This window comes from Deinococcus frigens DSM 12807 (genome assembly GCF_000701425.1).
Taxonomy (GTDB): Bacteria; Deinococcota; Deinococci; order Deinococcales; family Deinococcaceae; genus Deinococcus; species Deinococcus frigens.
Genome location: NZ_JNIW01000010.1, coordinates 74058 through 93742, shown reverse-complemented (window position 1 = coordinate 93742; position 19685 = coordinate 74058). Strand labels below are relative to the sequence as shown.

The following is a 19685-nucleotide window of genomic DNA, read 5'->3' as shown; positions in this document are numbered from 1 at the left end:
ATGCTGGTGGGGTCGATGGCTGGATTCTCCAGCCACCGACGAACGCGGCGTTCGCTGCTTTGCGCGAACGTGGCACGGGAGTGGATGTAGGGGAGCCAGGCGGGGATGGAACTGCGCTGGGAGAGCAGCAGGCCCGTGACCATCCAAGCCAGTGTGTGGGCGTTGCGGATGTCGTTCCACAATCCATTCTGGATGTGGGCGAGGACGGCTTGATAGAGTCGGGGCGCGTCCCCGGTAGCATTTTTGGTTGTCACAGACAGAAAGTGTCCCCTACCGGGGACGCTTTCTCATACTTTGTGTCAGGCCGTCAGTGAATCCACCTCAATCAGTGGATCTGAGTTTCCTTTGAAGACACGAAACATATGAAGTCTGGGTCATACGCACGGTGAGACCTCCCAACCCCACACTCTGCCCGCCGCCCATGCGTCATGCTGGGGCGCAATGAGCGGACGGGCATGGAACTGACGGTTTTGGGCAGCACGGGCAGCATCGGCACGCAGGCGCTGGATGTGGCGCGCGAGCGTGGTTATACGGTGTCGGCGCTGGCGGCGGGGCGCAATCTGGAATTGCTGGCGGCCCAGGTGAGCGAGTTTCGTCCATCACTGGTCAGCGTTGACCCAGCGGTCTACGGTGAGGCAAAAGCGCTTCTGCCCGACGTAAATCTGACTGCCGATGTCTGCGAGGTGGCGGCATTAAAGGCCGATGTGGTGGTCAACGCCATGAGCGGCCTGATCGGGCTGGCCCCCACCCGCGCCGCGCTCCAGGCAGGACAGGCGGTAGCACTGGCAACCAAAGAAGCGATGGTCACGGCGGCGGGCCTGATCTGGGAGGCGGCGGCACAGGGCGGCGGGCGCGTGGTGCCCGTGGATTCCGAGCATACTGGCGTTTTCCAGTGCCTGACCGGCGAGGACATGGCAGACGTGGCCGAGGTGATCCTGACCGCTTCCGGTGGCCCCTTTCGCGACGGCCCCGAAGATCTGAGCAACGTGACGCCTGCGCAGGCCCTGAAGCATCCCTCGTGGAGCATGGGGCCAAAGGTGACCATCGACAGCGCCACCCTGCTGAATAAGGGGCTGGAGGTCATGGAGTGCGCCAGCCTGTACGGCCTGCCGCTGTCCCAGGTGGGCGTGGTGGTCCACCCGCAGAGTCTGATCCACGCGGCGGTGCGCTTCCGCGACGGCAGCCTGAAGGCGCAGCTCGGCCCCACGGATATGCGCCTCCCGATTGCCTACGCCATCGACGCCGCCCCGACCGGCATGCAGCGCCCCGGTGACGTGCGCGGCGCGCGGCGTGGGCCGGAGGTGGCCGGGCACCTGTCCTGGCCGCTACGCGGAACGTGGGAATTCAAGGAACCCGACCTTGACCGCTTTCCCTGCCTGGGCCTGGCCTACCGCGCGGGCGAGGCGGGCGGGCTGCTGCCCATCGCCCTGAACGCCGCCGATGAGGTGGCCGTCGAGGCATTCCTGGCCGGTCAACTCTGCTTCACGGGCATTCCAGAACTGCTGGAGCGCGTGCTGGACGAAACCCCCGCCGGAACGCTGGGCTGGGACTCGCTGGCCGAGATCGACGCCTGGGCGCGGGTGCGCGCCTGGGAACTGGTGGGGGTGCGGGCGTGAGCTTCTTCCAGAGCCTCTCCGCCGCGCTGACCCCGCTGGGCCTGATCTGGACCCTGCTGATCATCAGCGTCGCCACTTTCCTGCACGAACTGGCGCACTATGCCCTGGCTAGAAAGCAGGGCGTGCAGGTCAACTCGTTTTCCATCGGCATGGGTCCCATCGTGTTCCGGCGGCTGTGGCGCGGCACCGAGTGGCGACTGAGCCTGCTGCCCATCGGCGGCTACGTGGAAATCGACGGCATGGCCCCGGAAGAGGTCCGGGGCGGCGGGGGCGAGGTCAGTTACCGCCAGGCCACCAGGGGCTTTGCTTCCCTGCCCGCCCTGGGCAAGATCGCCGTGCTGTTCGCCGGACCGCTGATGAATCTGCTGCTGGCCATCCTCCTGATGACCCTGACCTTTACCTCGCAGGGCATCCCGGCCCTGGACCGGGCGCGCATCGAGTCGGTGCAGCCGAATTCCCGCGCGCAGACGCTGGGCCTCCAGACCGGGGACGTGATCACCGCCATCGATGGGCAGGACATCCCCGACACCTTGCAGGTGGACGGAAAGACCGTGACCGGCTGGCAGAACCTCGTCAACGTGCTGGGCACGCCGGGACCGCACACCTTCGCGCTGGAGCGGGCCGGGCAGAGCCGCAGCGTCACTTTCGATTGGACGCCCAGCGTGAACGGCCAGCGGCAACTGCTGGGCATCGGCTACGGCCCGGACATTGTGCCTGCGGGCGTGGGGGCGGCCTTCCAGACCTCCCTGACCACCACGGCGGAGGCGGTGCCGCAGGTGTTGAGGGCGTTCGGCAACCTATTTGGACGCTTTCTGACCCTCAATTTCTCGCAGGATCAGAACGTCACTGGCCCCATCGGCACCACCGAGATTGTGGGCCGCGCCGCAACTGCTGGACCCTGGGCGCTGGTACAGGTGGCGATCATCCTGAACCTGTCGCTGGCCTTTTTTAACCTGATCCCCATTCCGGGGCTGGACGGTGGGCGCATCCTGCTGGTGCTGGTGGGCGTGTTGCGCCGCCGCCCGCTAAGCTTCTCGCAGGAGCAGGCCATCAACGTGGCGGGTTTCGCCTTTGTGCTGCTGCTGATGACTTTCGTGGTGGTGCGCGACGTGAGCCGCTTCTTCTAAGACGGCCCACAGACGCCAATAGCAAAGAGCATAACAATTCACATGTCCTGCTCCGGCGCTGTGTTAAAACGGTTTTCATGATCGGAAAAGTGAAGGGGATGGTGGCTGCGGGTCTGGCGATGGCGGGACTGGCGACAGTGGGGACGGCGGGCGCGGCGGACGTGCGGCTGGGCCTGAACAGCAGCGCGGGCCTGGGCTGCCAGATCGTGGGCGGGCGCGTGGGCTTCCAGGAAGGGCGGTTTGGCATTTACGGCCAGGGGTCCTACTGCACCAGCAACGTGGAGGGCAAATCGGGCACCGGGGCCTTTGGCGGGCTGGTGACTGGGGACCTGTTCACCTTCGGCAATCTCACCACCTACGCCCTGGTGGGCGCGGAAATTCAGGGCAGCAACGCCGCCATTCAGGGCGGGCTGGGCCTGCGGTACGGGATCGCCCTGCTGCCGGTAGAGGGGTACGTCGAAATCGGCGCGCAGCGGATCAGCACGGCGCTGCAACCTATCATCGGGCCGCGCTTGGCCGTGGGCGTCAACTACCGCGTCAATGTCGCCAACCTTCAGGGCCAGATTCCCGCGCCCCTTAAATTTGAGGAGGCCGGCACCAACCTGTACGCGGGCAGCGCCCCCACCGAGTGCAAGCTGACCCCCGAGCAGGACATCGCTGCGGCGCGCGGCGCGGCCCGTTCGGCAGCAGACGAGGGGCTGGGGGCCGCCGCCAGTGCCTACGGCGCGGCGTACTCGAACGTGTCCTACAAGGTAGAAGTCAGCGGCGTGAGCATCAACGGCAATGCGGGCAGCGCGCTGGGCAAGGTGACCATCACCGCCACCCAGAAGAGCAACGGCGAGAAGGTCTCTGGCACCTACGGCGGCAGCATTAAACTGGTCCGTTCCGGCTGCGGCTGGCAGGCCACGGGGTACACGCGCAGCGACGGCTGAAGCTCTGGCGGCCCGTCTCACCATCTGAAGGTCCAACCGCTGAACCGCTGAAACGCCGCGATCATTTGTGGCTGTTCAGCGGTTCAACTGTTCGGCCCCTGCTTTACCGCCCCTGCGCGTGATACTCCGCGTTCGGGATAAAGCCCAGAGCGCTGCTCACGCGGTTGGTCATGTTGAACATGCCGATCACCTGCACGGCCTCCAGAATCTGGGCGTCGTCCAGGCCCGCCCCGCGCAACGGCGTCAGATCGGACTCGGCCATCTCGGCGGGGTGCAGGGTCAGCTTCTCGGCGAAGGCGCACAGGGCGGCCTGGCGCGCGGACAGATCGGCGTGTCGCCAGTTGACGGCCACCGTATCGGCCTGCTGCGCGTCCATCCCGGAGTCCCGCAGCGCCGCGCCGTGCGAGACCGCGCAGTACACGCAGCGGTTGATGCCGCTGACCACCACCGCCATCATCTCGCGCTCGGCGTTGCTCAGGTAACCCGCCTTGTTGACCAGCAGGTTAAAGGAGTTCCACCACGCCAGGAACTGTTCGCCATTCAGCGCCTGCGCCCGGAAGACGTTGGGAACGAAGCCCAGATTCGCCTCCGCCTTGTTCCACAGTTTGCGGACGCCCTCGTGCGCGTCCTCACTCGTCGGCACGGCCAGCCAGGAGATTTTATTCATGAGGCTTACAGCTTAAGGCCCCACGCCATGAAATGATCGCGCCAGTGACCACGCCCATCCCAAATGTCCGTATTCACAACCTGTATGCCAATGTGTATTTGCTCAGCAGCCCACTGGGCCGCCTGCTGGTAGACGCGGGGGCGTGGCCCTACTCGGCCCGCTTTGACCGGATGCTGCGCGACTTTGCGCCCGGCGCGGTGCTGCTGACCCACGCCCATGTGGACCACTCCGGCGGCGCATGGCGGGCGGCCCGGCGCGGCCTTCCGCTGCTGGAGCATCCGCAGTTGACCGGCGTGGTTCACGATCTGCCGTACCCGGCGGGCCGCCCGGAAATTGGGCGCATGGTGTCACGGGCGCACCCCAAGGTGGCCGCCGACGCCCTGCACGCGGTCCACCCCGGCGAGGTAGTGCTGGGCTGGGAAGTCGTGGCGCTGCCCGGCCACACTCCCGGACAGATCGGCGTGCTGATGGACGGCGTGCTGGTGGCCGCCGACGCCGTGATCGGGGGCAGGGACGGCGCACACCTGCCCAAAGCCGCCTACAACGCCGATCACGCCCAGGCCCGTCAGACCCTGCAACGGATGGCGGACATGGACCTGCGCGCCGTCTTGCCCGGTCACGGCGGTCCGCTGACGCCGAGCAGGTGCGGCGACGGGCGGGGCGGCAGGAGAGCTGAGACTCAGGAAATCTCCTAGAGCATTTGTCAAAAGAGTTCTTCACTTTTGACCGAACGGGCGGGTAAGCGTCCTCATGGGCGTCTGTTCTGCCCAAGACAGTGAGTGAATTTTGCCGAGCATTTGGGACTGGCACAGCTCCGCAGGAGAGGATGGAAGCATTGGGAGTCTCTTTTCCCGATGCTGTAATTCGGACAAATGCTCCAAGCGTTTCTCCATCGGCCATCCACCGTCTACACTGCCCCCCATGCCCGCCCAGCCGCCCACCCTGCCCATCGCCGAGGTCATCCCGGCGGTGCGGGCGGCCCTGGCGGCGCATCCGCTGGTGGTGGTTCAGGCCCCGCCTGGCGCGGGCAAGAGTACGGCGCTGCCGCTGGACCTGCTGAACGAGGACTGGCTGGCCGGGCAGTCCATTATCATGCTTCAGCCCCGGCGGGTGGCGGCGCGGGCGGTGGCCTCGCGGCTGGCCGAGGGCCTGGGCGAGAAGGTGGGGGAGACGGTGGGTTACCGCGTGCGTTTTGAGTCGCGGGTGTCCCAGCAGACCCGCCTGGAAGTCGTCACCGAAGGCATCCTGACCCGCCGCCTCCAGCGTGACCCGGAGCTGGCGGGTGTGGGCCTGGTCATTCTGGACGAGTTCCACGAACGCAGCCTGAACGCCGATCTGGCGCTGGCCCTGCTGCGCGAGGTGCAGGGCGCATTGCGGGGCGACCTGCGCGTGCTGGTCATGAGCGCCACCCTGGACCCGGACCTGCCCGCCCGCCTGGGTGCGCCGCTGGTAGAAAGCGTGGGCCGCGCCCACCCGGTCGAGGTGCGTTACTTGGCCGCCGAGCCTGTGGGCCGCGTGGAGGACGCCGTGGCCCGCAAAATTAGGCAGGCCCTGGAAGAAGACGAGGGCGACGTGCTCGCCTTCCTGCCCGGTGTGCGCGAGATTCGTGGGGCTGCCGCGCAACTGGCCGACACCGATGCGCTGGTGCTGCCGCTGTACGGCGATCTGAGCGTGCAGGAGCAGCGCCGCGCCCTTCTGCCTGGTCCGGGCGGGCGGCGCAAGGTGGTGCTGGCGACGAGCATTGCCGAGACCTCGCTGACCATCGACGGCGTGCGGGTGGTGGTGGACGGCGGGCAGAGCCGGACCCAGGCGTTCGACCCGGCCAGCGGCCTGACCCGGATGGTCACGGGCCGCGTGACCCGCGACAGCGCCGCGCAGCGGGCCGGGCGCGCGGGCCGCACCGCGCCGGGCGTGGTTTACCGCCTGTGGCCGGAGCGCACGCAGCCCCTGCTGCCCCCCGCCCGCCCCCCGGAGGTGCTGGAGGCGGACCTCGCGCCGCTGGTGCTGGAGCTGGCCGCCTGGGGTGCGCCGGACCCCGCTGGGTTAGCGTGGCTGGACCCGCCGCCCGCCCCCCGCGTGGAGACGGCCCGCGCGCTGCTGCGCGGTCTGGGTGCCCTTGACGACACGGGCCGCGTCACCCCGGAAGGCCAGCGCTTGCTGGAGTTTCCCACCCACCCGCGCCTGGCCCACCTGCTGACCGGCGGGGCGGAGGCCGGGCTGGGACCGCTGGCTGCCGATCTGGCTGCGCTGCTGGAGGAACGCGATCCGCTGCCCCCCGGCTCCGGCGCGGACTTGACTGAGCGGGTGGAAGCGTTGCGCTATTGGAGGGGGGGAACGTGGCGGGGCGGACGCAGCGGCAGGGGAGACCCAGCCGTGCTGGAACGCGTTGAGCGGCTGTCCAGGCAGTGGCGCGGCTTGCTGGGCGTGGGGCCGGACAATGCTGAACCCGATCCCTGCGATCTGGGCGCACTCATCGCCCTGGCCTACCCCGAACGCCTGGCCCTGTCGCGCGAGGCGCTGCCCGGCGGCGTGCGGGGCCGCTTCCTGCTGGCGGGCGGTCAGGGTGTGGCCCTGCCGGAAGGCGACGCCCTGGCCGGGGCGGAGGCGCTGGCGGTGGCCCACCTGGACGCCCGCGCCATGAACCCGAACAACGCCGAGGGCCGCATCTACCTGGCCGCGCCGCTGGCCCGCGCTGTTCTTGAAGCCCGCGCCGCATGGACTGAGGCCGTGCGCTGGGACACCCGCACCGGCACCCTGCTGGCCCAGCGTGAACGGCGGGTGGGGGCGCTGGTCCTCGAAACCTGCCCCCTCGGGGACTTGCCCGCCGGGTTGCGGCTGGACGCGCTGGCCGGGGCCATCCGCGAGGGGGGCCTGCACCTCCTGACCTTCTCCCACGGGGCCGGGGCGTGGCGCGCCCGCGTGGAATCGCTGCGCCACTGGCACCCCGAAGGCCACTGGCCCGATCTGTCCGGTGCGGCGCTGCTGGGCACGCTGGAACAGTGGCTCGGCCCCTTTCTGGGCACGGCGCGCACGCGGGAGGACCTGGGCCGGATCAACCTCCTGCCCGCGCTTCAGGCGCTGCTGGCGTGGCCGCAGCCGCAGCAACTCGAAGACCTTGCCCCCACCCACCTGACCGTGCCCACCGGCAGCCGCATTCGCCTGGAGTACCGCGCAGACGGCTCATCCCCCATCCTGGCCGTCAAGTTGCAGGAGCTGTTCGGGCTGGCCGACACGCCTGCCGTCAACGGGGGCCGCACCCCTGTGCTGCTGCATCTGCTGTCGCCCGCCGGGCGGCCCGTGCAAGTCACGCAGGACCTGCGGAGTTTCTGGAACTCGTCGTATTTCGAGGTTCGCAGGGACCTGCGGGGCCGCTACCCCAAGCACCCCTGGCCGGATGACCCGTGGACCCACGCGCCCATGAAGGGGACCAGACGGCGGGGCGTTTAACGCCCATCCACCGCGCGGTGCCGCAGAGGCCACGCGGCCAGCAGCTCGCACACCCGCGCCCCGTCGCCGCCGCCGTATTTGGCGAGGCGGCAACGGGCGGGTCCGGCTGTTCGCGGCTGGGCGACGTTGCGTTTCACGGTCTCTGCGGGTCCCGTACTCTGGCCGTCCAATTCAGACCGGGCCGTTTATACTGGGCCGCGTGAAGCCCATTGGCCCTTACGTGGCAGTTCAGACCCTGCCTCCCCCGGCGGATGGTGTGGCGGCGGCTGACAGCCCCATTCAAACGTTGCGGGCCACCGACCGGCTGACAGGAATTCCGGTGCTGCTGCATGTTTTGCCCCACGCCCAGGGCCTGCCCGAAGTGCCGTCCTCGCCTGACCTGCTGCCGGTGGTGGACAGCGGAATGGACGGCGAGCATGCGTATCTGGTGACCGAGTTGCCACTTCTGGCCCACCCCGCCCAGGACCCGCTGCTCACCGCGCGCGGCGCACTGGCGGCCCTGAGTGCGTTGCACGCCCACGGACTGGCGCACGGGGGCGTCAGCCGGGCGCAACTCTGGAATTATGACGGCGGGGTGGCGCTGGCGGGGGCGGGCCTGCCCTGGGGGGAGTACGCCACTCCCGAGGGAGACCTGAGCGACCTGGTCCTCACCTTGCAGGCGCTGGGCGGGCTGCCCGGTGCCCTGCGTCCCCTGCTCGACCGCCCCGGCTCCCTGAACGCAGGCGAGGCGCTGGCGTTGATCACGGGTGATGCGGCGGGGCAGGAGGTGTCACTGACCCCAGTCCCGGATCAATCGACTGTGCTGGAGGCGTCCAGGGCCGGGACACAGACCGCGCAGCAAGACGTGACAGTCCAGCCTGACTCTTCCGGGCCGCTTGCAACGGCGTCTGAGATTTCGCCGGACCGATCAGATGAGACGGTCCTCCAGCCAGAGCTGGATACGGCGGCAAACATCGTGGTTCTCACGACTCCGCCCGCGTCTGCCGAATCTGGGAACGCCGTGCCAGAACAGGCTCAACCCTCGGCCACCTCTCCTTTTTCCAACGCGCCGGTGGGCCAGACCGAGACGCCCCAGGAGCGCCGCAAACGCCAGAACGACGAGCGCCGCGAGCAGGCCATGGTCGACAGCCGGGCCGCCGCTGGCCGCAAGGCTGCCCGCCTGAAAGCCCAGCAGGAAGAGGAGCAGCGCGAGGTCGCCAGGGCCGCCGAACAGGCCGCGCTGGGCGTGCCGGTGCCCGAACCTTTTCAGATGGGCTTTGCGGAGGGGCAGGCCGAGAGTGGGGGAGCGGCGGGCGTGACCGCCACGTCTGGCCCGCAAACGCGCCGGGTCGAGCGTCTGCCCGCCTCCCTGCGCCGGGCGGGTGGTGGACAGGTGGGAGCAGCGGTCCAACGGCTGCCCGGGGGCGCGTCCGCTGGCCGGCCCACGTCGGCGCGCAATCTCACGCCCATCAAGATCGGCTGGGACGAGGACGACTCCTGGCGCGTGGTCCGCACGGCTCCCAAGAAGCGGCAGGCCGCGCCGCCGCTGCGCTGGCTGCCGCTGGTGCTCGTCTTGATCGTGCTGCTCGGCGCGGCCCTGTGGTGGTCGCTGCGAGCCGCTCCCGCAGCTCCCGCCGCCAGTAGCGGCGGTGTGGGCGCGGCAGCAGCCACCGGCTCACCAGACGTGGTTTTCGGGGGGGTCCAGGTTGTGGCTACCACTGCTGTCCCGCGCACATCGCCGTGACCGTTGATCCGGGCCGCGTGAGCGTAAAGGAAAGCGTCGGAATCCCCCCTGTGGTCAGGCGGCAGGGCAGCCCACGCCCATGTGACCATCCACTCCGCACACCGATAGGAAGAGAGACAGGATAGGGCAGGTGGCCTTTAAAGCTTGTCCACCTCCAATCATTGGTGGGGGTAGAGGCAGACGCCGAACTTAGCCTTGCACGCGCGCTCAATTCGGGTCGCGGCCCTGCGCTCGCCGGACTGGGCCGCTCCAGGGGTCACCTGCCAGAGTCGCCGGTCTACCGGGCGACCCAGCGTCCAGCACGGTGGCCACGTCCGTGGCAAAACCGCGTGACCAGGCCATCAGCAGGGTCAGCAGCAGAGAGGCGATTGCGCCGAGCAGCATGGCCGCCGCGCCGAGTCGCAGGGTGGCGCGCAGGCCAGCCGGGGTCACGCCCAGGGCGGCCAGGTCCGGGGCGTCCAGCGGGGTGCCGCCCACAAACGCTGAAGCGGCCAGCAGGCTCAGGCCGCCCAGCAACAGCGCGGCCAGCCCCAGGATCAGCAGGACCAGCGTGAACAGCAGCCACGGATCGACGGCGCACGCGGCGGGACGCACCGGCACCGGCCCGCGCGCCCGCGTCACCACCGCGTCCAGCCAGCGCCGGATGGCGGCCAGGATCAGCCAGGTGATGATGATGGTGGGCAGGCTCTGGACCACCACGCCCAGCAGCATGACCCCGGTTTCTGCCGCGCCGAAGCCCATGCCCGCAAAGGTCTGCGGATCGAGCTGGCGCACCAGACCGAGGGTCACTGGCAGCACCAGCAACGGCACCAGGACCTGCAAGACCGCCGCAATCTGCCCCAGCACGATCCAGGGCCGCACCGTGCGGGCGCTGCGTTCCAGCGCTGCGGCGTGGTCCGGGCTGGGGTTCAGCGTCTGGTCGCGCGCCGCGCCCACCGTCTGCCGGGCCACCAGCATGGCCCACACATACAGCGCCGTTCCCAGCAGGGTCAGGGTCAGCAGGACGGGCAGCGTCCAGACCGGGACCACCCCGGCGACATCGACATTGGGCAGGGCGCCGCCGCTCAATTCGCTCAGTGTGGCCAGCCAGCCGGGCAAAGCGTTGAAACTGTGCCACAGCGCCCAGACGCCCGCCAGCCCGGACAGCGCCGAGAGGGCGGCCAGCCCGCCCAGCCCGCCCATGATGCGCCCACCCCGCAAGGCCACTCCGCGCCGGGCCGTGGCCAGCTCGGCGTCGGTGATGGGCAGTTCCGGGAACGGCGAGGCGGGAGAGGGGTGGGTCATGGCTTCATGGTGACATTCCAGGGTGAACCTGGGTGAAGCTGTGGCACAGGCGGAGGAGACTCAGCCCTCGGCGATCTCCACGCCCTTCCAGAAGGCGACATGGTCCCTGATCTGAGTGGCGGCGTCCTTGGGCTGCGGGTAATACCACGCGGCGTCGGGATTGCGCTTGCCGTCCACCTCCAGCGTGTAATAGCTGGCCGTCCCCTTCCAGGGGCAGACCGAATGCGTTTCGCTGGGGCGCAGGAGTGCCTGATTCACGCTGTCTGCCGGAAAATAGTGGTTGCCCTCCACGACTTCGGTGTGGTCCGACTGCGCGATCACGGTTCCGTTCCAGGTGGCTTTCATGCCCACAGGGTAAACCGCCTGGGGCCGGGGGGACCGTTGCCCGTCCCTCACTTGCGCTAAAGTCGGCCTGCATTTCGCCGTGACCAGTGACCCAGCCATTGACATTTGAAGCCCATCAGCTTTCAATAGAGGTCAAATGAAAACCCATCCCCTGCTAGGGCGCGTCAGCGCCGTCACGGTTCTGAGCTTCTCGCTGGCGGCGTGCGGGTTGTTCACATCTCCCCAGCCGCAGCCTGGTCCCGGCCCTGGTCCCGGCCCTGGTCCCGCACCCCAGCCTGGCATGGCCCGCACCTGGCAGGACGAGGTGATCTATTTTGCCATGACAGACCGCTTCGCCAACGGCAGCGCCGCCAATGACAACGGCCTGGGCCGCAATGCGGGCGACCGGGCGGACAGGACCAACCCGCTGGCCTGGCACGGCGGCGACTTCGCGGGCCTCAAGGCCAAGATCGAGGAAGGGTATTTCAAGCGCATGGGCTTCACGGCGCTGTGGATCACCCCGGTGGTGGTGCAGGTTCCGGCCATTGCGGGGCCAAAAGGCGGGCCGAACGCGGGCCGGGAGTTCGCCGGGTATCACGGCTACTGGGCCGAGGACTTCTTCAAGACCGATCCCCATCTGGGCAGCCTGGACGAGTACAAATCATTGATCGACGCCGCCCACAAGAACGGCCTGAAGGTCATTCAGGATGTGGTGGTCAACCACGCGGGCTACGGCGCGACGCTGACCAAGACCAAGCCGGAATGGTTCCACACGAAGGACGATTGCGACGCGCCAGACGCCAACAAAGTCACGGATTGCGATCTGGCCGGACTGCCCGACTTCAAGCAGGAACTGCCCGAGGTCACCGCGTATCTCAACAGTTTTATCGACTACTGGCGCAAGAACACGGCCATCGACGGCCTGCGAATCGACACCATGAAGCATGTGCCAGATGCGTACTGGAAGCAGTTCTTCGCGGCGGGCGGCGCGGGTGATCCGGCCAAAATCTGGTCGGTGGGCGAGGTCTTCGACGGCAACCCCGCGTACCTGGCGCACTTCATGGACGATCTGGGGTCGCCCAGCGTCTTCGACTTCGCGCTGTACTTCGCCATCAGCCAGCAGATGAGCAGCGCAGGCGGCAACCTGGACCGCATGGCCGATGTGTTCGCGCAGGACGGCGTGTACCGGGATGCCACCCGCCTCACCACCTTCGTGGACAACCACGATGTCAAGCGCTTCGTCAGCGAGGTGACCGGCAAGGGCGGCACCCCCGTGCAGGCCGCCGAGCGGCTGGATATGGCGCTGTCCACCCTGTACTTCTCGCGCGGCACCCCCAGCGTGTGGCAGGGCACCGAATACGCGCAGCCGGGCCTGGGCGATCCCTACGATTACCCGCTGGGCCAGGGCAACCGCGAGGACATGGACTTCGGCAAATTGGCGGGCAGCACGCTGGACGAGCGCTTGGGCGCACTGGCCGCCGCCCGCGCCAGACACCGCGCCCTGACGCGCGGCGCGCAGCAGGAGCTGTGGCGGCCCAACGGCGGCCTGCCCGTGCTGGCCTACCGCCGGGTCATTTCCAACGTGGCGGGCGCGGCGGGGCAGCCGGTGGTGTTCGTGGTCAACGGCGGCGATACCCCGGTGGACCTCTCCACCCTCGGCGCTGGAGGTCTTCCCCTGCTGGGCACCTTCGGCGGCGGCCCCCTGACCGAGATCACCGGCCACGCCTCCAACCTGAGCGTCAGCGGCGGCAAGCTGACCGGCACGGTGCCGCCGCGCAGCACGCTGGCGGTCACCGGAATGGCGGGCACGGGGGCGGGCGGCACGGTCAACCCCAGCCTGCCAGAGGTGGCGGCCCTGAGCGCGCGGCCCGGCGACAGCGCCGTGGAGCTGACCTGGACCCCCAGCACCGATGCCGGGGTCAGCGGCTACCGCATCTATGCCAGAACGGACGGCGGCAGCGAGCGCCTGCTGAACTTCGCGCCACTCCCAAAGGACACCGCAAAGTATCTGGCGCCCGGCGTGACCAACGACGCCTCCACCACCTTCCGCGTGGTCACGGTGGACGCCAGTGGCGCAGAGAGTGCCGGAGTCACCGTCAGCGCCACGCCCAGCAGCAAGAACACCGTCAAGGTCACCTTTACCGTCGATGCCCGCAGCCAGGGCAACGGCCCCATCGAACTGCGCCGCTTCGACACCGGCAGCCAGCTCAAACTGCCCATGACCCAGGAGGAGCGCGGCATCTGGAAAACAACTGTGGATTTGCCGCTGTTCCGCGAGATCAAGTTCAAGTTCGGCAACGATGGCCCCGGCGCAAAGAACACCGGCTACGAGGGGCCGGGTCAGGGAGACCGCAGCTATTTCGTCGGCACGGCGGGCAACAGTTACAGCGGCGTCTACGACTTTATCGAGGTGCCAGTGCCGCCCGCCATCGAGGGCAGGGTCACGGGCGCGGGCGGGCCGCTGTCCGGCGCACTCGTCGAGGCCACCACCGCCAACCCTGATCTGAATTACGCCCTGACTTTCACCGACGGCAGCTACACCCTGTTCGCCCCGGCGGGCGCGCAGACCCTCAAGGCTTCGGCGGTGGGCTTCACGGAGGCCACGCGGCAGGCCACCTCGCCCCAGATGGGCGCGGATTTCGTCCTGATTCGTCAGGCCATTCAGCCGAAGTACAGCATTGATGGCAACCTGGGCGACTGGACCGCCCCCAAGGTCACGGTCAACAGTCCGGCAGCAGGCGTGTTCGGCGCGGACAACAACTTCCTAACCTTGCTGGCCGACAGCGACGCCACCTACCTGTACCTGGCCTACACCTACACCGTCGCGGGCAACAGCGCCATCGTGTATCTGGATACGGCCCCAGGCGGCGCGCTCAAGGCCGACAACTTCGAGGCGTGGAAGCGTGCGGCCACCTTCAGCGGCGGCATGGGCGGCGTGGACGCCTTCGTGGCCCGCTATGAAGGTAGTGGCGCAGAAGTGCGGCGTGTGAGCAGCGACACCGCCGTTCCCCTGGTCAACGCCTCCGACTACAGGTACGCCGCCAGCGGCAGCCTGCCCGCGCAGACCGTGGAACTGGCGATTCCCTGGACGGCGCTGGGCCTGACCGGCGCTCCGGCAAACGGCGTGAACCTCGTGGGCGGCATCTTCGGCGGTGACGGCTACGGCGCGGGCGACATCATCCCCGACGCGGGAAGCACCCCGGCGGGCGCGAACACCATCGGCAGCGACGCCGAGCAGCGCCGGGCAACGTTTACGGCTCCGGTCAATGTGAAGTAGGGGAAAGATCATGTGGCAGCCCGTCATCCAGATCTTGTCCTCGCTGTACCTTCTGTCCCTGTGGGTATTTCAGCGCTGGGAAGAGCTGGGTGGCTGGGAACAGTTGGGCGTGATCGGTTCGTGTGTCCTGCTGGCAGACGCTTATTCCGCCGTGATCATCCGGCTGTCCCGCAAAATCGCCCAGGATGCGCTGGAGGGTTGAGACCGGGCTGGACCTAGATCGGGTGAATTGGGGCAGAGCGGACGGCAGACTCTAGCCGTCCGCCCTGCCCCGGCTGCTGCACCTGACAATTCCATGACATAACAGGAGACAATACGGAGGATTTGTCATGGTTCTGTCTAAATTCATGCCCAGCAACCCCAAGTTCAGCGCCCGCTTCGCCGAGGCCGCCCGCAATGCCCACGCCACCGCCCAGGCGCTCGTGGACCTGCTGGAGCACTACAGCGACGTGGAGGCCAAGGTGCAGCGCGTGCGCGATCTGGAACACGTCGGGGACCGCCTCTCGCGTGAGGTGACCAACCTGCTGGCCGAGTCGTTCATCGTGCCCTTTGACCGCGAGGACATCATTTCGCTGAACGATGAACTGGACGATCTGGTAGACGATATGGAGGACGCCGCCCGCAAGCTCAGCCTGTACCGCATCACGGAGCCGCTGCCGCAGATGGCTGAGCTGGCCCGTGTGGTGGAAGCCCAGTGCGCGCTGCTGGCCCAGGGCATGCCCTTGATCGAGGATCTGGGCAAGGTGGGCGAACTGGCAAAGATTGCCGAGCAGATCTACACCCTGGAAGACCAGGGCGACGTCATCAACGACGAGGTGCAGCGCGTCCTGTACGACGGCGTAACCGACGTGCCCGGCATGATCCTGGCCATGCGCAGCGGCGAGATCGTGGCCCTGATCGAGAACGCCAGCGATCAGGCCCAGCGCGTCGCCAAGACGGTGGAGAGCATTCTCCTGAAGAACGCTTAGAGGCGCAGTTGATGGAACCTGCACTCATTGGTCTGATCATCGTCGTCACGCTGGCGCTGATCTTCGACTTCATCAACGGCTTTCATGATACGGCCAACGCCATTGCCACCTCGGTGGCCACGCGGGTGCTGACGCCCGCGCAGGCGATTGTCATGTCCGCCGTGCTGAACGTGGTGGGCGCGCTGACCGGGACGGCGGTTGCCAAGACGGTCAGCTCGGACATCGTGCCGCAGCAGTTCGCCACGCTGGAGCTGGTGGGTGCGGCGCTGCTCAGCGCCATCGGCTGGAACCTCCTGACGTGGTGGAAAGGCCTGCCCAGCAGCTCCAGCCACGCCCTGATCTTCAGTCTGGTGGGCGCGGGCGTGGCCGCCGGGGGCTGGGGCATCATTATTCCCAAGGGCGTGCAGAAAACCCTGACTGGCTTGGTCACCAGCCCGGCACTGGGCTTCATCATCCCCATTCTGTTGATGTTCCTGCTGTCTTGGTTGGTGCTGAGGTGGATGAGGCCCCGCATCGTCACGCGCACCTTCCGGTGGGCACAGATCGTCAGCGCCGCCTTCATGGCCTTCTCGCACGGAGGCAACGACGCACAGAAGACGATGGGCATCATCACCTTCGCCCTCAGCGCGTATTTTGGCACCCAGATGGACACCGTGCCGCTGTGGGTCATCCTGTCCGCCGCCACCGCAATGGGCCTGGGCACGGCCATTGGCGGCTGGCGGATCATCAAGACGATGGGCTTCAAGGTGGTGGACCTCAAGCCCGTGGACGGTTTCGTGGCCGAGACCAGCGCCGCGCTGATCATCGAGACGGCCAGCCGCTTAGGGATTCCGGTCAGCACCACCCACACCATCAGCACCGCGATCATGGGCGTGGGGACCACCAAGGGCTTTAAAAAGGTCAAGTGGCAGGTGGCCGGAAAGATCGTCAGCGCGTGGGTATTTACCATTCCCACCTGCATCGCGCTGGGCTGGGCGATTCATAAGGCGATTCTGGCGATAGGAGTTTAGAGGTTGACTTCCCTCCTCACCGTCGTCACTGGCCGGCCTGCTGCCGGAAAAACAACTCTGGCGGCTTTTCTGGGCCGTGAGTTGGCCCTGCCCGTGATCAGCAAGGACGATTACAAGCAGGTGCTGCTCGATCTGCTTCCCGAAGACGAGCGAATCCCCCGCAACCGCGAGATCGGGAAGGCCAGCTATTTCGTGATGCTCCGGGCCGCCGACGCGGTTCTGACAGCGGGGCAGAGCGTCATTCTGGAAACCCACTTTTACCTGGGCATGAGTGAACCCGATCTACTGGCCCTTGCGGAGAAGCACGGCGCGCAGATGGTGCAGATTCATTGTTCCGCTGATCTGGCCGAATTAAAACGCCGTCATACGGCGCGCGTTGAGGCGAGGTTGCGACCCTATATCGATCATCCCGGCATTCATGACCGGATTCCCGAAAATGCCAACTGGAAACCGCTGGAGCTTCACGTGCCGCTGTTGCGGTTGAATACGTCCACGCCGGACGCCTCAGATCAGGCGCTGGCCTGGGTCAGACCGTGGCTGAAGCGGTGACCTCCAGCCGCACGCTCTCGCCCGCGCACTCGCGCCCGCGCAGCAGTTCGGCCAGCACCTCCGCGCCGCGCACCACCCCCAGCGCCGGGCGGGAGAAAGAGGCGTTGGCATCCACCGCCCACAGTTCCCCGTCGCGCACGGCCCGCAAATCGGTCTTCGTCAGCAACTCGCGGGCAAACTCTACATTCTGCGCCAGGCCGTAGCCGCAGCACATCACCACGATCACGTCGGGGTCAAGGGCGCTGATGTCTTGCCAGCCCGTGCGCCCGCTGTCCGTTCCTGCTGCGCCCAGCGCATTCACGCCGCCCGCCCGCGCTACCTGTTCGGGAACCCAGTGGCCGCCGTAGAAGGGCGGGTCCACCCACTCCAGCGTCAGCACGCGCGGCGCGGTCTTGACAGGCTGGATGGCGTCCCAGCGGGTCTGGGTGTCGGCGGCCAGTTTTTCCCCAAGTTCCGTCACCCCGGCGGCCCCGGCCAGTGCGCGCAGGTTATCCAGAATTCCAGCCACGCTGCGGCCCTCCAGGCTCAACACATTGGCGGTGGGCAGGCAGCCGGGCAGGTAGCGCACCGCCTCCTGAATGGTTCCCGGCGTGACCGCGCAGACCTCGCACACGCCCTGGGTGACCACCAGACCCGGACCTATGCGGTCCAGCAAGTCGCCGTCCACGCTGTACAGCGCCCGGCCCGCGCGCAGCGCCTCGCTGACGGCGCGGTCAATCTCGGCCTGGGGTGCGCCCGAATCGATAATGGAGCGCGTCAGTACCGGCAGGCCCGCCGCCCCCGGATGGTCACACGAATGGCTGATCCCGGCCAGCCGCCCGCCCAATCCCAGATCGAACAGCAGATCGGTGGCGCTGGGCAGCAGGCTGATGATGCGGTCTGGGGCGTGGGTCATGCACCTAGAGTAATGCGGGAACGGCTGTGGGCGGCCTGAAAACCACACTCTTTTGCTGAAGCTGAAGGTGGGGGCTGCCCGGACTCCTCAAAAAAGTAAGCCCACCGTCAACGCGGTTCAGTCACCAGCATCTTTGCCGTTAGACCGTTCGACAGGTTGACCCCTGAACGGTCTCCAATCTCCTCAGCGACTGGCCCAGACCTCCACCAGTCCCCGCAGGGTCAGCGTGTCGTCGTAATGCTCGATCTCGCGGCAGATGCCTTCCACGGTGCGGGCAAAACCCCCGGTGGCGATGGCGATGGCGGGGGCGGGGAGTTCGGCGCGGATGCGGCGCAGCAGGCCGTCCACCATCTCGGCGTAACCGTAGACCAGGCCGGATTGCAGCGCGTGAACCGTGTTCTTGCCGATGGCGCTGGCCGGGGCCTCTAGCGTGATGCGCGGCAGTTTGGCGGCGCGGGCAAACAGGGCGTCGGCGCTGACCTGCGCGCCGGTGGCCAGAATGCCGCCCACAAAGCGCCTGCCGCGCCCGATCACATCGAAGTTGGTGCTGGTCCCGAAGTCCACCACCACGGCGTACTCGTGACCGTTCATGTATTTTTCCGCACCGAATAGGTTGCACAGGCGGTCCGCACCCACGGCGTCGGGGGTGTCCAGCTCCACCGTCACATCGGGCAGATTCAGGGCCGAGATGCTGAAGGCCGTGACGCCGTAATGCCGCTGCAAGGCCAGCGCGTAGTTCTCGCCCAGCGGCGGCGCGACGCTGCTGAGGATTGCGGAGTGCGGCACCGTGGCCCCGGCCACCGAGAACAGCCCGTGCAGTTGCAGCGCCAGATCATCCGGCAGGGCGTCGCGGTTGGTCCGCACGCGCCAGGTATGCGTCAGGGTTCTCGTCTCGTCCGCCAGCCCCAGCACGGTGCTGGTGTTGCCGATGTCCACGGCCAGAAGGGGAAAGGTTGGCACAGGGAGAATTGTAGAGGGTGTGGGCAATGAACTCCGAGCAGGGCGAGAGGCGGTGTGTGCGGAACGCCCTCCACCACAGAACGGCAACAACCTCCGCCCTGTTCTGGGAGGAGGCCATGCACTCCGGGTTTGTGATTGCTGGGGGTTTGAATTTACTGAAACTTGCTCAGGTCCAGCGTCACGCTGTAGGCGCAGTCGGTGTCGGCCTCGGTCTTGACCAGCAGTTCCACCTTGGCCCCCGCACCCAGTCCGGCCTTGAGGGGTTCAAAGTAGTAGACCAGCGTTCCGGTCCAGGTGCCTCCGTCCTGTTTGAAGTCGCTGACGTAGGTGGAGCGCAGCGGGGCCACCAGCGCGCCGTCCTTGCCCTTCAGGCGGACCAGGTAGGCGTTGCGGGCCAGTTCGCTGGGCAGACCGCGCACATTCATGTCCACGCGCAGTTCGCCGCTGGGCAGCCGCTTGTTGGCGTACTCCTCGCCCAGCGCGTCCTTGGCGCTCAGGTTCTTGAACGAGTCACGGGCGTCCTGGGCCTGAAAGAACAGTTGATCGGCCTGCCCGCTCACCGTGAGGGCGGCGGGACGGCTGCCTGCCGTGGGGTCCGTTGGTGCGGCCAGCCAGCCGTCCAGGCACGCCGGGCCGCCCGCAAAGGCCGTGACCGCGTTCGGCCCGGCCACGAACTGGCCGTCCTTGACTCCCAGGTCCACCGTCAGAAAGGTGGGGACCGTGGCGCGGCGGCCATACGCGCCGTCGATCACGTTCTTGGCGGTGGTTTCTTCCAGTTCAGGCACCCAGGCCAGCGCCGGGCCGGCCAGCAGGGGCATGAGGGTCAACAGGGCCATCAGGGTGGGTTTACGCATACTGCACTCCATTTAGAGACTTGGGCTTGACGGGAACCTGATTCAGGCCCTG

18 protein-coding genes and 1 pseudogene are annotated in these 19685 nt (G+C 67.5%); 11 read left to right on the top strand and 8 right to left on the bottom strand.

The window, feature by feature from the left end:
- Positions 1 to 254 (bottom strand): annotated as a pseudogene (locus Q322_RS22290) (transposase); the annotation flags it as partial.
- A gap of 201 nt (positions 255 to 455) precedes the next feature.
- Between Q322_RS22290 and dxr the strand changes: the two are divergent.
- The 3 genes from dxr (at position 456) to Q322_RS0105730 (ending at position 3675) form a co-directional block, all read left to right on the top strand.
- Positions 456 to 1616: a 1-deoxy-D-xylulose-5-phosphate reductoisomerase gene (gene dxr, locus Q322_RS0105740; RefSeq protein ID WP_029476796.1), complete on the top strand. Its 1161-nt coding sequence runs from the start codon at positions 456 to 458 to the stop codon at positions 1614 to 1616.
- Positions 1613 to 2743 (top strand): M50 family metallopeptidase, encoded by a 1131-nt coding sequence (locus tag Q322_RS0105735; RefSeq protein ID WP_029476795.1) that lies wholly within the window; start codon positions 1613 to 1615, stop codon positions 2741 to 2743. The genes dxr and Q322_RS0105735 overlap by 4 nt, the downstream gene beginning before the upstream one ends.
- Before the next feature lie 77 nt (positions 2744 to 2820).
- Complete coding sequence (locus tag Q322_RS0105730; RefSeq protein ID WP_245593151.1) at positions 2821 to 3675, top strand: hypothetical protein; 855 nt, start codon at positions 2821 to 2823, stop codon at positions 3673 to 3675.
- 103 nt (positions 3676 to 3778) lie between these two features.
- Here Q322_RS0105730 and Q322_RS0105725 read toward each other — a convergent pair whose 3' ends face one another.
- Positions 3779 to 4342: a peroxidase-related enzyme gene (locus Q322_RS0105725; RefSeq protein ID WP_029476792.1), complete on the bottom strand. Its 564-nt coding sequence runs from the start codon at positions 4340 to 4342 to the stop codon at positions 3779 to 3781.
- Between the two features lie 44 nt (positions 4343 to 4386).
- On the opposite strand from Q322_RS0105725, the gene Q322_RS0105720 reads away from it, so the two are divergent.
- Positions 4387 to 5037, top strand: coding sequence for an MBL fold metallo-hydrolase (locus Q322_RS0105720; RefSeq protein ID WP_245593150.1), 651 nt, complete (start codon positions 4387 to 4389; stop codon positions 5035 to 5037).
- Positions 5038 to 5263: 226 nt separating this feature from the next.
- Positions 5264 to 7789: an ATP-dependent helicase HrpB gene (hrpB, locus tag Q322_RS0105715; RefSeq protein WP_029476788.1), complete on the top strand. Its 2526-nt coding sequence runs from the start codon at positions 5264 to 5266 to the stop codon at positions 7787 to 7789.
- Here hrpB and Q322_RS23140 read toward each other — a convergent pair.
- Positions 7786 to 7926, bottom strand: coding sequence for a hypothetical protein (locus tag Q322_RS23140; RefSeq protein WP_156952905.1), 141 nt, complete (start codon positions 7924 to 7926; stop codon positions 7786 to 7788). The two genes, hrpB and Q322_RS23140, sit on opposite strands and share 4 nt — an antisense overlap.
- A gap of 62 nt (positions 7927 to 7988) precedes the next feature.
- Here Q322_RS23140 and Q322_RS0105710 point away from each other — a divergent pair, with 62 nt between their 5' ends.
- The gene (locus Q322_RS0105710) at positions 7989 to 9512 is read left to right on the top strand and encodes a hypothetical protein (protein ID WP_029476787.1); all 1524 of its coding nucleotides are present in this window, start codon (positions 7989 to 7991) and stop codon (positions 9510 to 9512) included.
- Between the two features lie 207 nt (positions 9513 to 9719).
- Here the strand turns inward: Q322_RS0105710 and Q322_RS0105705 are convergent, their stop codons facing one another.
- Both Q322_RS0105705 and Q322_RS0105700 read right to left on the bottom strand, forming a co-directional pair.
- Positions 9720 to 10796, bottom strand: coding sequence for a hypothetical protein (locus tag Q322_RS0105705; protein ID WP_029476785.1), 1077 nt, complete (start codon positions 10794 to 10796; stop codon positions 9720 to 9722).
- A 60-nt stretch (positions 10797 to 10856) separates the two neighbouring features.
- Complete coding sequence (locus Q322_RS0105700) at positions 10857 to 11141, bottom strand: DUF427 domain-containing protein (protein WP_029476783.1); 285 nt, start codon at positions 11139 to 11141, stop codon at positions 10857 to 10859.
- A 136-nt stretch (positions 11142 to 11277) separates the two neighbouring features.
- Here Q322_RS0105700 and Q322_RS0105695 point away from each other — a divergent pair, with 136 nt between their 5' ends.
- The 5 genes from Q322_RS0105695 to Q322_RS0105675 all read left to right on the top strand — a co-directional run bounded on the left by Q322_RS0105695 (position 11278) and on the right by Q322_RS0105675 (position 16924).
- The gene (locus tag Q322_RS0105695; protein ID WP_029476781.1) at positions 11278 to 14397 is read left to right on the top strand and encodes an alpha-amylase family glycosyl hydrolase; all 3120 of its coding nucleotides are present in this window, start codon (positions 11278 to 11280) and stop codon (positions 14395 to 14397) included.
- A gap of 10 nt (positions 14398 to 14407) precedes the next feature.
- Positions 14408 to 14599: a hypothetical protein gene (locus Q322_RS0105690; RefSeq protein ID WP_029476779.1), complete on the top strand. Its 192-nt coding sequence runs from the start codon at positions 14408 to 14410 to the stop codon at positions 14597 to 14599.
- 127 nt (positions 14600 to 14726) lie between these two features.
- Entirely contained in the window at positions 14727 to 15365 is a 639-nt protein-coding gene (locus Q322_RS0105685; protein ID WP_029476778.1) for a DUF47 domain-containing protein, read from the top strand.
- Between the two features lie 11 nt (positions 15366 to 15376).
- Positions 15377 to 16375, top strand: coding sequence for an inorganic phosphate transporter (locus tag Q322_RS0105680; RefSeq protein WP_029476776.1), 999 nt, complete (start codon positions 15377 to 15379; stop codon positions 16373 to 16375).
- Positions 16376 to 16378: 3 nt separating this feature from the next.
- Positions 16379 to 16924: a P-loop nucleotide/nucleoside kinase family protein gene (locus tag Q322_RS0105675; RefSeq protein WP_029476775.1), complete on the top strand. Its 546-nt coding sequence runs from the start codon at positions 16379 to 16381 to the stop codon at positions 16922 to 16924.
- Here the strand turns inward: Q322_RS0105675 and Q322_RS0105670 are convergent.
- The 3 genes from Q322_RS0105670 to Q322_RS0105660 all read right to left on the bottom strand — a co-directional run bounded on the left by Q322_RS0105670 (position 16902) and on the right by Q322_RS0105660 (position 19633).
- Positions 16902 to 17819, bottom strand: coding sequence for an ABC transporter substrate-binding protein (locus tag Q322_RS0105670; RefSeq protein WP_029476773.1), 918 nt, complete (start codon positions 17817 to 17819; stop codon positions 16902 to 16904). The two genes, Q322_RS0105675 and Q322_RS0105670, sit on opposite strands and share 23 nt — an antisense overlap.
- Positions 17820 to 18002: 183 nt before the next feature.
- Positions 18003 to 18779, bottom strand: coding sequence for a type III pantothenate kinase (locus Q322_RS0105665; RefSeq protein WP_029476771.1), 777 nt, complete (start codon positions 18777 to 18779; stop codon positions 18003 to 18005).
- Between the two features lie 152 nt (positions 18780 to 18931).
- Positions 18932 to 19633 carry a hypothetical protein gene (locus tag Q322_RS0105660; protein ID WP_029476770.1) on the bottom strand — a complete coding sequence of 234 codons (702 nt, stop codon included), beginning with the start codon at positions 19631 to 19633 and terminating at the stop codon, positions 18932 to 18934.
- Positions 19634 to 19685 lie beyond the last annotated feature (52 nt).

Coding starts and splice junctions, on each gene's coding strand:
- hrpB (WP_029476788.1), top strand. CDS start 5,264: ATGCCCGCCCAGCCGCCCACCCTGCCCATCGCCGAGGTCATCCCGGCG.
- Q322_RS0105730 (WP_245593151.1), top strand. CDS start 2,821: ATGATCGGAAAAGTGAAGGGGATGGTGGCTGCGGGTCTGGCGATGGCG.
- Q322_RS0105725 (WP_029476792.1), bottom strand. CDS start 4,342: ATGAATAAAATCTCCTGGCTGGCCGTGCCGACGAGTGAGGACGCGCAC.
- Q322_RS0105705 (WP_029476785.1), bottom strand. CDS start 10,796: ATGACCCACCCCTCTCCCGCCTCGCCGTTCCCGGAACTGCCCATCACC.
- dxr (WP_029476796.1), top strand. CDS start 456: ATGGAACTGACGGTTTTGGGCAGCACGGGCAGCATCGGCACGCAGGCG.
- Q322_RS0105690 (WP_029476779.1), top strand. CDS start 14,408: ATGTGGCAGCCCGTCATCCAGATCTTGTCCTCGCTGTACCTTCTGTCC.
- Q322_RS0105680 (WP_029476776.1), top strand. CDS start 15,377: ATGGAACCTGCACTCATTGGTCTGATCATCGTCGTCACGCTGGCGCTG.
- Q322_RS0105685 (WP_029476778.1), top strand. CDS start 14,727: ATGGTTCTGTCTAAATTCATGCCCAGCAACCCCAAGTTCAGCGCCCGC.
- Q322_RS0105660 (WP_029476770.1), bottom strand. CDS start 19,633: ATGCGTAAACCCACCCTGATGGCCCTGTTGACCCTCATGCCCCTGCTG.
- Q322_RS0105700 (WP_029476783.1), bottom strand. CDS start 11,141: ATGAAAGCCACCTGGAACGGAACCGTGATCGCGCAGTCGGACCACACC.
- Q322_RS0105670 (WP_029476773.1), bottom strand. CDS start 17,819: ATGACCCACGCCCCAGACCGCATCATCAGCCTGCTGCCCAGCGCCACC.
- Q322_RS0105695 (WP_029476781.1), top strand. CDS start 11,278: ATGAAAACCCATCCCCTGCTAGGGCGCGTCAGCGCCGTCACGGTTCTG.